Consider the following 11680-nt stretch of genomic DNA (forward strand, 5'->3'; position numbering starts at 1 on the left):
GCCAAGTGGCCCAAAGTGCCCCACGACGGCCCGAAGTGTTCGGCGGGATGAGGCTAGCGGCGCAGCCGGAGCACTAAAAACCGGACTGCGGCGCCGGCGGCCAGTACGGCGGCCATCCCCAGCACGGAGGCTGGCGGCAGCGTGAAGGCAAGAAGCAGGCAGCCGGCGCAGCCTGCCGCGTTCAGCCACTTGGGTGCGTGGGACGGGTGTGCCTCCAGCGTGAAGGCGGCAGCGTTGGTGACGGCGTAGTAGATCAGCACGCCGAAGCTGGAGAACCCCACCACCGTCATCACATCAGTGGTCAGGAGAAGCAGGATCACGACGGCGGCCACGGCAAGTTCCGCCACGAACGGCACCGTGTGCCGGCCGCCCACCTTGGCCAGCGCAGCCGGCAGGTCCCGTTCCCGCGCCATGGCCAGGGTTGTCCTGCCTACTCCCGTAATGAGCGCCAGCAGGGCTCCGAGGCTGGCGGCCGCCGCGCCGGCCTGGACCAGCGGCGCCCCTGCGGCGAGTTGGGAATGGAGCACGGCGTCCAGCAGCGGAACATCGGTGGCCGCCAGCCGGCCGTCCCGCAGATGGCTTTGGAGCACGAGCGCCAGCCCCAGGTAAATAACAAAGGCGGCGGCCAGGGCTGCGAGGATCGCGCGGGGAATAGTCCTCGCCGGATCCTTGACTTCCTCGCCGAGCGTGGCAATTCGGGCGTACCCGGCAAACGCAAAGAACATCAGGCCGGCTGCGGGCAGCACGCCCCCGAGCCCTCCCGCAGCGGATCCGCCGGCGAAGTGTCTGCCCGCGCCCGGTGCCGCGCCGGCAGGATGCGGCCCGACGACTGCCGCTACCGCCACAAAAACGAGAGCGGCCAGCACCAGGCACAGGAGGACCCGGGTGAGCAGTGCCGTCCGCGTGATGCCGAACATGTTCACGACCGTGAGTGCTACCACGGCCGCGACAGCAACAGGAACGGCGTAGTCCGGGGCCACATAGTGGCCGAAGGTCAGTGCCATGGCTGCGCACGACGCCGACTTTCCGCTGACAAAGCCCCACCCGGCTATGAAGCCCGGCCATTCGCCCAGCCGCTTCCGGCCATAGATGTAGGTCCCGCCGCTCGCGGGATACCGCGCCGCCAACTCCGCCGACGCGACGGCGTTGCAGTAGGCCACGGCGCCCGCGACGAGGACGGCCAGGACCAGGAAATTGCCGGCCAGGCCCGCAGCCGGGGAGAAGACCACAAAGACGCCGGCGCCAAGCATCGAACCGAGCCCTATGGACGTGGCGTCAAACACCCCCAGCCTGCGCTGGAGTTGCCGGTGGGGGTTCATGGGGGAGCGAGGCCTTTCCAGCGGGTAAACTCAGACGGGATTGTTCCCGGAATGATCCTATGCATCTTTAGTCTTGAGTTTTCCCTGCTGTCTCTTTCAGAAAGGTGTGCTGTGCTGCGCACACATGACCTCGGATCCCTTCGCTCCGAGCACATTGGACAAACCGTAACCCTGGCTGGCTGGGTGGGCCGCCGTCGCGATCACGGCGGTGTTGCATTCGTGGATCTCCGCGATGCGTCCGGCGTGGCCCAGGTTGTGGTCCGTGAAGAAGAGGTCTTCCACGGTCTGCGCAACGAGTACGTCCTGCAGGTCACAGGCACCGTCTCCCAGCGCCCCGAGGGCAACGAAAACCCAGCCCTGGCCACCGGCACCATCGAGGTCATGGCGGACAAGGTGGTCATCCTGAACACCGCCGATCCGCTGCCGTTCCAGATCGACGAGCACGTTGAGGTGGGTGAGGAAGCTCGCCTGAAGCACCGCTACCTGGACCTGCGCCGCCCCGGCCCTGCCCGCAACCTCCGCCTGCGCTCCGAAGCCAACAGGATCGCCCGCGAACTGCTCCACCAGGACGGTTACGTCGAGATCGAGACGCCCACGCTGACGCGTTCGACGCCGGAAGGCGCCCGTGACTTCGTGGTCCCCGCACGCCTGGCCCCGGGTTCCTGGTACGCCCTGCCGCAGTCCCCGCAGCTTTTCAAGCAGCTCCTTCAGGTGGGCGGCTTCGAGAAGTATTACCAAATCGCGCGCTGCTACCGCGATGAGGACTTCCGCGCCGACCGCCAGCCGGAATTCACCCAGCTGGACATCGAAGCCAGCTTCGTGGACCAGGACGACATCATTTCGCTCGGCGAAAACATCGTCAGGGCACTGTGGAAGCTGATCGACGTCGAAATCCCCACGCCCATCCAGCGCATCACCTACGCGGACGCGATGGCACGGTACGGCTCGGACAAGCCCGACCTCCGCTTCGGCGTGGAGCTGACCGAGCTTACCGAGTTCTTCAAGGACACCAACTTCGGCGTCTTCAAGGCCCCCTACGTCGGCGCTGTGGTCATGCCCGGCGGCGCTTCCCAGCCCCGCCGCACCCTGGACGGCTGGCAGGAATTTGCCAAGCAGCGCGGCCACAAGGGCCTGGCGTACGTGCTGTTCAAGGAAGACGGCGAACTGGCCGGCCCCGTTGCCAAGAACCTGACCGACACCGAGCGTGCCGGCCTGGCCGACGCCGTGGGCGCCAAGCCCGGGGACTGCATCTTCTTCGCCGCTGGCGAGAAGTCGGCTGCCCGTGCACTCCTCGGCGCTGCCCGCGTTGAGATCGGCCACCGTACCGGCCTGATCGACCCCAGTGCCTGGGCCTTCTGCTGGGTAGTGGACGCGCCGATGTTTGAGCCGGCCGCTGCTGCCGTTGCCTCCGGTGACGTGGCCGTTGGTGCCGGCTCCTGGACTGCCGTCCACCACGCCTTCACGTCGCCCAAGCCGGAGTTCATGGACACGTTCGACAAGGACCCTGAATCGGCACTGTCCTACGCCTACGACATTGTCTGCAACGGCAACGAAATCGGCGGCGGCTCCATCCGTATCCACGAGCGCGACGTCCAGGAACGCGTGTTCGAACTGATGGGCCTGGACCGGGCGGACGCCCAGACCAAGTTCGGGTTCCTGCTCGAGGGCTTCAAGTTCGGTGCCCCTCCGCACGGCGGCATCGCCTTCGGCTGGGACCGCGTAGTGGCCTTGCTGGCCGGCGTTGAGTCCATCCGCGACGTCATCGCGTTCCCGAAGACCGGCAACGGCTACGACCCGCTGACCCAGGCACCTGCGCCCATCACGGCGCAGCAGCGCAAGGAAGCGGGCGTCGACTTCAAGCCGCAGGCTAAAGCGGAAGAGCCCAAAAAGCCGGAAGCCAAAACGGCCGAGTAACTGAGGTACTGCGTGTCGAGAGGCTCCCCGGGTAACCGGGGGGCCTTTCGCATCGGAAAGGTGACATGACAGTTCCAGCGTTGCCTGATGTCGAGGCGCTGATGGACGCTGCCTGGCCCGCTCCGGACCGCACGGAATCGAACGGCTGGGTCCTGCGGGCGGCGTCCGGCGTGACGCAGCGCGCCAACTCGGTCTGGCCGCGCGAACCGGGCAGCGATTCCCACGCGCAGTACGCGCTGGTGCGGGAGGCCAGGCTTTGGTACCGCGACCGCCGGCTGCCGCTGATCTTCCAGGTGTTTGATGATCCGCGCTCCACTGGACTCAACTCCGTCCTGGACGCGGAAGGCTTTACCCGCCAGTCCGAAACACTCGTGATGTGGCGGGACAGCGGGGCAAAACAGGCGACCGCGGACAGTGCCGTGCCCCAAGCGCTCGTCCCGGAACCCGGCGTCGAAATTTCCACCGAACCGTCTCCGGAGTGGCTGGAGCTGTGGTGGCAGGTGGACGGGAGGGGCGGTCCTGCCGAGCTTGCCACTGCCCGCAGCATCCTGGCGGGCTGCCCGTCGGTATACGCGCTGGTGAGGTCCGACGGCGGCGCTCCCGCCGCCGTCGGTCGGCTCGCACTTCCACCTGCTCAGCCTGCTGTTGATGCCCCCAAACCTGCGGTTACCGGTGGTGCCGAAGCCCGTGGCTGGGGCGGGCTGTACTGTATGGCCACGCGCCCGGACGCCCGGCGTCGTGGCTATGCCCGTCGGATCATGCAGTCTCTCCTGCGCGAAGGCGCCGCCCGCGAGCTGGCCGGATACTGGCTGCTGGTCACCGCTGCGAACCACGGAGCGCAGCAACTCTACGCCGCCGCGGGATTCAGCGAGGCCGGCCGCTACCTCTACCGGCAGGACCGGCCCAAACGGCACCTGACCGGCTGTTGAAGCTCCAGCCGCCAGCCCCGCGTTGGATGGGAGGGTTTGTCTATAGTTGAAGGTTCAATGAAAAAGGAATACTATGAACTCATGACACAAACACTTGGCCAGCCCCCGGTTCTCTTTCTCAGCCACGGTGCGCCGCCGCTTGCCGACGACGCCACCTGGACCCGGCAGCTGCACGATTGGTCCGGCACGTTCAACAAGCCCAAGGACATCCTGATGATCTCCGCGCACTGGGAAAACGCGCCCGTGACCCTCAGCGCCACCCAGCGGGATCCTGGCCTTGTGTATGACTTCGGCGGCTTCGCGCAGAAGTATTACGACGTCAAATACGACGCCCCGCAGGCGCCGGAGCTCGCTGCAGAGGTGGACCGGCTGGTCGCCAGCCATGGCCACCACGTTGAGCGCGATGAAAGCCGGGGGCTGGACCACGGCGCATACGTGCCACTGAAGGAGTTGTTCCCGGAGGCGGATGTCCCCGTAGTCCAGATGTCCATGCCCACCCTCGATCCGCAGGGGCTGTTCAACCTCGGCATGTCGCTGGCGCCGCTGCGCGAACGCGGCACGCTCATCGTCGGCTCCGGGTTCACCACGCACAACCTGCGCTGGTTCAACCCTGCCGGTGGGCCGGACAGCGCTCCGCCGGCAGCCTCGAGCGAGTTTGACCACTGGGCAGAAGAGGCCATGGTCCGCGGCGATGTGGATTCGATCCTGGACTTCCTGAACAAGGCCCCGGCCGCGCGCCATGCCCACCCGCGCAGCGAGCACTGGGCGCCGCTCTACGTTGCCCTCGGCGCAGCCTACGGGTCCGGCGAGCTGAACGCGAAGACCGCAATCGACGGGTTCTGGTACGGGCTGTCGAAGCGCTCCTGGACCCTGACCTAGGAACTGTTCCGGCCTAAGTTGGCCTCATCAGGGGCGTCGGCCACCTGAACCCGCACCGAGCAGATATCGGCCGCTGCTTTCTTGAGGACTGAGCCGTTGGGATCCGCCACGTCCAGGAAGGCCAGCCGGGAGAGCGCGGTGTAAGGCCTCAGGGCGGGCTGGTCCAGCACCAGGCCAGCCAGGGTCCGGTCGCCGCCCGGGGCGAGGTACTCGATCGGGTGGCCGCCGAGGATCGCTGCCGCCTGGGCCGCCACCTTCTCCACCAGCTCGTCGGCCTGGTTGGCCCGGCGGCGGGCGAACCGCTGCTGGGACTGGCCGCCGGCGGCGGTCCGGCCCTGCACGTATTTGGAGCCGGTCTTGGACGCCACCACGGCACCTTCCCGCGCCACCGCCACTCCATAGCCGCCGCGCCGCACCAGCACCAGGCCCGCCGTCCGGGGCTGGCCGGCCACAGACCCCAGGCGCTCCAAGGGATCGCTGCCACGTCCGGGGCGTCCGTCCGGAGGCCAGGGGGCCTGGAGTAGCGCGACGGTGCCGTCGGCCGCCAGCAGCCGCACACCGTCGTCGTCGTCGCTGAGCCGGAAGCCGCCGTGCGCGGCACCGAAGCGCTCCACCCACCCGGCAAGTCGGGCCGCGGGCACAAAAGCGGTCCGCACGGATCCTTCGCGGCCGGACCCCGACCGGGCTGATCCCGGACGGCTGGCGCCGTCGGCGCTGCGTGCGGTCATGGCGGGTTCCCTTGTGAGCGTGCGGATTGCTGGTTGTGAACTATGAGTAGCCTATCTATGTGGATGATCTCTTCGGCCAAGGGCCCGGCAATGACGACGACGACAGTGACGAACCGTCGTCGCCCGACCGTGCCGGGGCAGGCCGTAGCGCTGCGCAGCGCAGTCCTTTGGCGGTCAGGATGCGGCCACGCACCCTCGACGATGTGGTGGGCCAGCAGCACCTTTTGGGGCAGGGCTCACCCCTCCGCCAGCTTGCGGCTGGCACCGATGCGGTGGGTCCCGCCGGCCCAAGCTCCCTGATCCTGTGGGGTCCCCCGGGGACCGGCAAGACCACGCTGGCGCATGTGATCGCCAAGGGCAAAGGCCGGAAGTTTGTGGAACTGTCCGCGATCACCGCCGGGGTCAAGGACGTACGCCGGGTGATGGACGAGGCCCTGACGGCCCGAGACCTCTACAAGACCACCACGGTGCTGTTCCTGGACGAGATCCACCGTTTCAACAAAGCGCAGCAGGATGCGTTGCTGCCCGGCGTGGAGAACCGCTGGGTGGTCCTCGTGGCGGCGACCACGGAGAACCCGTCCTTTTCGGTGGTTTCCCCACTGTTATCCCGGTCCCTGCTGCTGACCCTGAAACCGCTGACGGACGCGGACATCGAAGGGCTCCTGCAGCGTGCTGTTGCCGATGAGCGCGGCCTGAACGGGAAAGTGGAGCTCAGTGCCGAGGCGCTGGGCCACCTCGTCAGGCTGTCCGGCGGGGACGCCCGGCGTGCGCTGACTGCCTTGGAGGCAGCCTCGGGTGTTGCCTTCGGTGACGCCGACGACGCCGATGAGGACTCGCCGGTATCCATCGAGCTCAAGCACACCGAACGCGCCCTGGATGTGGCCGCCGTGCGCTACGACCGGGCCGGCGACCAGCATTACGACGTGGCCAGCGCCTTCATCAAGTCGGTCCGCGGTTCCGACGTGGACGCCGCACTGCACTACCTCGCCCGGATGCTGGAGGCGGGGGAGGACCCCCGCTTTATTGCCCGGCGCATTGTGATTTCCGCCGCGGAGGACGTGGGCATGGCAGACCCCACCGCGTTGCAGACGGCAGTAGCCGCCGCCCAGGCGGTGCAGCTGATCGGCATGCCCGAAGGCCGGATTGTCCTCGCCGAGGCGGTGGTGCACCTCGCCACCGCGCCAAAGTCCAACGCCGCCTACATGGGCATCAACAAAGCCATTGCGGACGTCCGGGCGGGACTGGGCAACGGAATTCCGGCGCACCTGCGCGACGCGCACTACCCGGGCTCGAAGCAGCTCGGCCACGGCAAGGGCTACAAATACGCCCACGATGCACCGCACTCAGTGGCCAGCCAGCAGTACCCGCCGGACGACCTGGTGGGCCGGGACTACTATGAACCCACCGCCAACGGCGCGGAGCGCGATATCGCCGTGCGCCTGGAACGGCTGCGGAAGATCATCCGCGGCAGCTGAGCCGGGTGGGGGCGGGGGGGCGCCGAGTGCGGGAACGCAGGGTAATCCTGCTAAGATGGTTCGTTGTCTGGCAAGGCACGGACGCAATCCTCCACATTTTCCAGTTTTCACTGTTTCTTGTTGGGGTAGCCCTGTGCCCAGTAGCAAAAGGCAGCGGTTGGCCGATGCTCTCCATTATGGAGGCCAGTAACACTGACACACCGCAGATATTGGAAGGACACAAGTGGCTAACAACACTCGTGCTCGCCGTACAGCACGCCTCTCGCGTGCACTCGGCATTGCTCTGACCCCCAAGGCCGCCAAGTACATGGAGCGCCGCCCGTACGGCCCCGGTGAGCATGGCCGTGCCCGCAAGAAGCAGGACTCCGACTACGCCGTACGTCTGCGCGAAAAGCAGCGTCTGCGCGCCCAGTACGGCATCCGCGAAGCCCAGATGACCCGTGCCTTCGAAGAAGCACGCCGCACCAAGGGCCTGACCGGTGAAAACCTGATCGAACTGCTCGAAATGCGTCTCGACGCACTCGTGCTGCGTGCAGGCTTCGCCCGCACCATCGCCCAGGCCCGCCAGCTGGTTGTACACCGCCACATCATGGTTGACGGCATCCGCGTTGACCGCCCGTCCTTCCGCGTCGGCGAGGGCCAGCTGGTCCACGTCCACAGCCGCAGCGAAACCATGGTTCCACTTCAGGTTGCAGCAGCCGGCGCGCACCGCGACGTCCTGCCCCAGGTTCCGGCCTACCTGGACGTCAAGCTTGACGCCCTGCAGGCACGCCTGGTCCGTCGCCCGAAGCGCTCCGAGGTTCCCGTAACCTGCGAAGAGCAGCTCGTCGTCGAATTCTACGCACGCTAAATCCCAGCAGCGTATCCAAAGAAGCCCGTGGCAAGCGCCACGGGCTTCTTTGTATGTAAGGTACTTGGGGGACATCTGCGGAACGCATCATGGCAGCGTGCGCGGACCGAAAAGATTCACGTCAGTTTCAAGGGAGTTGAACGTCTATGTCTGGTGGCGATATTGCCGGCCTGGTCGCAGCCGGGGTGTTTGCGCTCCTGGTGCTGCTGCTCGCCGTACCCATCCTGAAGCTGGGCAGTGTCCTGGAAGAAATACGGACGTCCATCCGGTCCATCAGCGACGGCGCCACGCCCCTGATGGACGAAGTCACCGCGACGGTAACCACCACTAACCAGCAGCTGAAGAAAGTGGACGGCATCGCCTCCAACGTTTCTGACGCGTCCGCGAACCTCTCCGCGCTTTCCTCCCTCGTAGCCGCAACGGTGGGCTCGCCGCTGATCAAGGTGGCAGCGTTCAGCTACGGAGTCCGCACCGCCCTCGCCAACCGCAAGAAGCCCGCGGCCGGCCGCCGCAGCCGCTAGCCACCGGAAGAACAGAACATGAAACGACTTGTCTGGATGGGAATCGGCGTAGCGATCGGAGTCATCGCGTTCCGAAAGCTCACTGAAGCCCAATCAAACCTGGGGCCCGAGGGCCTGAACCGGGCCGTGGGCCGGCTGGCCGACGGCCTCTACGACTTTGCGGACGCTGTCCGGTCCGGAATGCACGAGCGGGAAACGGACCTCCGCACGGCACTCGGCGTCGAATCCCCGGTGGTTTCACCGCAGGATGTTGCCCGGCGTTAAGGGCCGGAAAAACGCGAGAGAATTAAACCAGCAGTAGCGGCTTGCCCGGACTGCTCCCTGTATCAACCTGTCACGCACCAGAAACGCGTGAACCAAGAAGGGTAAGTAATCAGCTCATGAAGTCGCAGGAGATCACCAAGCGCTGGATCGACTTTTTCGTCAGCAAAGGCCACACGGCGGTTCCCTCCGCCTCGCTGGTCTCCAGCGACCCCTCCCTGCTGTTCACCGTTGCCGGGATGGTCCCCTTCATTCCATACCTGACTGCCCGTGAAGAAGCGCCGTTCTCCCGCGCCACGAGCATCCAGAAGTGCATCCGCACCGGCGACATCGAGGAAGTGGGCAAGACTGCCCGCCACGGCACGTTCTTCCAGATGTGCGGCAACTTCTCCTTCGGCGACTACTTCAAGGAAGACGCCATCAAGTTCGCCTGGGAACTGCTCACCACGGGCGTTGACGACGGCGGCTACGGCCTGCCGCCCGAACTCCTGTGGGTCACTGTGTACCAGGACGACGACGAAGCCCGGGACTTGTGGCTGAAGAACACCGGCGTCCCGTCCGAGCGGATCCAGCGCATGGGCAAGGCTGACAACTACTGGCACACCGGCCAGCCCGGCCCCGCCGGCCCGTGCTCGGAAATCTATTACGACCGCGGCCCCGCTTACGGTGTTGAAGGCGGCCCGCTGGCGGACGAGAACCGCTACGTCGAAATCTGGAACCTTGTCTTTATGCAGTACCAGATCGACAATGTCCGCTCCAAGGACGATTTCGACATCGTGGGCGAACTGCCCAAGAAGAACATCGACACCGGCCTGGGCATGGAGCGACTCGCCATGATCCTGCAGGGCGTCGAAAACATGTACGAGACCGACCAGGTCCGTCCGGTGATCGACAAGGCAGCGGCGCTGTCCGGCCGGGAGTACACCTCCGCCGAAACCGCAGACGATCCCCACCACACCGATGACGTCCGCATGCGCGTGGTGGGCGACCACATCCGTTCCGCGCTGATGCTGATCGCCGACGGCGTGACCCCGTCGAATGAGGGCCGGGGCTATGTCCTGCGCCGCCTCATCCGCCGCGCCGTGCGTTCGATGCGCCTGCTCGGCGTCGAGAAGGCCTGCCTGCCGGACCTGCTGCCCGCCTCACGCGATGCCATGAAGGGCGTCTACCCGATCGTGGAGACGGACTTCGACCGCATCAGCCGGATCGCCTACGCCGAAGAGCGGGCCTTCCTGCGCACCATCGCTTCGGGCACCGCCCGCCTTGAGGATGCCGTGACGGTATCCAAGGCCGCCGGCGCACCGCTGTCCGGCGCCGACGCTTTCGCCCTGCACGACACCTACGGCTTCCCCATCGACCTCACCCTGGAGATGGCTGAGGAGGCCGGGCTCAAGGTGGATGAGGCCGGTTTCCGCGCCCTCATGCTTGAGCAGCGCCAGCGTGCCCAGGCAGATGCCAAGGGCAAAAAGGGCGGCCACGCCGACCTCAGCGCCTACCAGGAGATGCTGGGTGAGGGCGAGACCGTCTTCACCGGCTATGAAGAGCTCGACGGCGATGCCCGCGTCCGCGGCATCCTCAGCGCCGGCCAGCGCGTCGCCCACGCCGCTACCGGCGACGAGATCGAACTTGTCCTCAACGAAACGCCGTTCTACGCCGAGGCGGGCGGCCAGTCCGCTGACACGGGCCTCATCACCGGTGACGGTTTCGTCGTCGAGGTCCTGGACGTCCAGCGCCCGGTCAAGGGCCTGAGCGTGCACAAGGCGATCGTCCGTGAAGGCGAGATCTCCTCCGACGCCCTGGTGCGCGCCGCCGTCGACCGTGAACGCCGCCATGCCGCCGAGCAGGCCCACACCGGCACGCACATCGTGCACGCCGCCCTGCACCAGATCCTCGGCCCCCAGGCCACCCAGCGGGGCTCCTACAACAAGGCCGGCTACCTGCGCTTCGACTTCGCCTGGGGCGAGGGCCTGAGCACCGCCACGCGCTCGGAAATCGAAGAAGTGTCCAACCTGGCCATCCGCAACAACTATCGGGTGGACACCAGGGTGATGGCCCTGGCCGACGCGAAAGCACTCGGTGCCATGGCGCTGTTCGGCGAAAACTACGGCAGTGAAGTGCGGGTTGTGGAGATCGACGGCGCGTGGTCCCGTGAACTGTGTGGTGGCACCCACGTCGCCAACACGTCCTTGATCGGCAGCCTTTCTCTGCTGGGCGAGCAGTCAGTTGGCTCCGGAAACCGCCGCGTCGAAGCCTTCGTGGGCATGGACGCCTTCCGCCATCTCGCGGCCGAGCGTGCTCTGGTGACCGAGCTGACCGAGATGCTCAAGGTACCGTCCGGCCAGCTCGCCGACAGGATCGCGAGCACGCTGAACAAGCTCAAGGCCACTGAGAAGGAACTCGACCGCCTCCGCAAGGAGCAGCTCACCGCAGCGGCTGCCAACCTCGTGGGCACCGCCGAGGATGCCGCCGGCATCCGGGTGATCGCGCACGACGCCGGCCAGATCGGTGGTGCCGACGACGTCCGCAACCTTGCCCTTGACCTTCGCAACCGGCTCGGCTCCGAAGCCTCCACGGTGGCAGTGGCCGGTGTCAGCAATGACCGCCCCATGATCCTGGTGGCAACCAATGAGGCCGCCCGGGCGGCCGGCGTGAAAGCCGGAGCCCTGGTGCGGCTTGCCGCAGGGATCCTCGGTGGCGGCGGCGGTGGCAAGGACGACGTCGCCCAGGGCGGCGGCACGGACGCCACCAAGGTCGCCCCGGCGCTTGCCGCCGTCGTGGACGCCATTTCCCGGCGCTAAGGAACC

Annotated in this window: 10 protein-coding genes; 8 read left to right on the top strand and 2 right to left on the bottom strand. The window is 66.7% G+C overall.

Annotation, left to right across the window (positions count from 1 at the left end):
- Window positions 1-53 precede the first annotated feature (53 nt).
- Window positions 54-1319, bottom strand: a complete 1266-nt coding sequence (locus tag IAQ70_RS05435; RefSeq protein ID WP_190988289.1) for an APC family permease — start codon at window positions 1317-1319, stop codon at window positions 54-56.
- 111 nt (window positions 1320-1430) lie between these two features.
- On the opposite strand from IAQ70_RS05435, the gene aspS reads away from it, so the two are divergent.
- The 3 genes from aspS (at window position 1431) to IAQ70_RS05450 (ending at window position 5041) form a co-directional block, all read left to right on the top strand.
- On the top strand, window positions 1431-3233 hold the full coding sequence (gene aspS / locus IAQ70_RS05440) for an aspartate--tRNA ligase (protein WP_190988290.1): 1803 nt from the start codon (window positions 1431-1433) through the stop codon (window positions 3231-3233).
- Between the two features lie 65 nt (window positions 3234-3298).
- Window positions 3299-4162 carry a GNAT family N-acetyltransferase gene (locus IAQ70_RS05445; protein WP_190988291.1) on the top strand — a complete coding sequence of 288 codons (864 nt, stop codon included), beginning with the start codon at window positions 3299-3301 and terminating at the stop codon, window positions 4160-4162.
- An 81-nt stretch (window positions 4163-4243) separates the two neighbouring features.
- A complete protein-coding gene (locus IAQ70_RS05450) occupies window positions 4244-5041 on the top strand; it encodes a dioxygenase family protein (RefSeq protein WP_190988292.1) in 798 nt (265 codons plus the stop codon).
- Here the strand turns inward: IAQ70_RS05450 and IAQ70_RS05455 are convergent.
- On the bottom strand, window positions 5038-5769 hold the full coding sequence (locus IAQ70_RS05455; RefSeq protein ID WP_190988293.1) for an acVLRF1 family peptidyl-tRNA hydrolase: 732 nt from the start codon (window positions 5767-5769) through the stop codon (window positions 5038-5040). The two genes, IAQ70_RS05450 and IAQ70_RS05455, sit on opposite strands and share 4 nt — an antisense overlap.
- Window positions 5770-5828: 59 nt before the next feature.
- On the opposite strand from IAQ70_RS05455, the gene IAQ70_RS05460 reads away from it, so the two are divergent.
- The 5 genes from IAQ70_RS05460 (at window position 5829) to alaS (ending at window position 11674) form a co-directional block, all read left to right on the top strand.
- Window positions 5829-7244 carry a replication-associated recombination protein A gene (locus IAQ70_RS05460; RefSeq protein ID WP_190988294.1) on the top strand — a complete coding sequence of 472 codons (1416 nt, stop codon included), beginning with the start codon at window positions 5829-5831 and terminating at the stop codon, window positions 7242-7244.
- A 223-nt stretch (window positions 7245-7467) separates the two neighbouring features.
- Window positions 7468-8094, top strand: a complete 627-nt coding sequence (rpsD, locus tag IAQ70_RS05465) for a 30S ribosomal protein S4 (protein ID WP_190988295.1) — start codon at window positions 7468-7470, stop codon at window positions 8092-8094.
- A gap of 146 nt (window positions 8095-8240) precedes the next feature.
- Complete coding sequence (locus tag IAQ70_RS05470) at window positions 8241-8615, top strand: DUF948 domain-containing protein (protein ID WP_190988296.1); 375 nt, start codon at window positions 8241-8243, stop codon at window positions 8613-8615.
- An 18-nt stretch (window positions 8616-8633) separates the two neighbouring features.
- A complete protein-coding gene (locus IAQ70_RS05475; protein WP_223858930.1) occupies window positions 8634-8879 on the top strand; it encodes a DUF6167 family protein in 246 nt (81 codons plus the stop codon).
- A gap of 116 nt (window positions 8880-8995) precedes the next feature.
- On the top strand, window positions 8996-11674 hold the full coding sequence (alaS, locus tag IAQ70_RS05480; protein WP_190988297.1) for an alanine--tRNA ligase: 2679 nt from the start codon (window positions 8996-8998) through the stop codon (window positions 11672-11674).
- Window positions 11675-11680 lie beyond the last annotated feature (6 nt).

The sequence above is a fragment of the Pseudarthrobacter sulfonivorans genome (genome assembly GCF_014712225.1).
Taxonomy (GTDB): domain Bacteria; phylum Actinomycetota; class Actinomycetes; order Actinomycetales; family Micrococcaceae; genus Arthrobacter; species Arthrobacter sulfonivorans.